The organism is Gilvimarinus sp. 1_MG-2023 (assembly GCF_030548285.1).
This window is the reverse complement of sequence record NZ_JAUOSC010001814.1, coordinates 1-232: the sequence shown is the minus strand read 5'-3', so window position 1 is coordinate 232 and position 232 is coordinate 1. Positions and strand designations below refer to the sequence as shown.

The following is a 232-nucleotide window of genomic DNA, read 5'->3' as shown; positions in this document are numbered from 1 at the left end:
CCTCACGGGCAATGGCTTCATTCAGTACCCGCATAAACCAGCTGATATCTGACAGTCGTGAACGCCACTCGTCGACCAGTATTTTTAGCCGCTGCTGCTCGGCTTCGGCCAGCTGCTCTTCTTGAACAAAACGTTGTGATAATACGTTGCCTTTGAAGAGCTGGTGCCAGCGCTGCACAACATCCATATCGCTCCAGGCTTGTGCTTGATTGATATCCACAAACAGTACGAC

The 232-nt window shown here is 50.9% G+C and carries 1 pseudogene; it reads right to left on the bottom strand.

Annotated features, from left to right (window positions below):
* Positions 1-232: pseudogene (locus Q4563_RS22955) on the bottom strand (transposase); the annotation flags it as partial.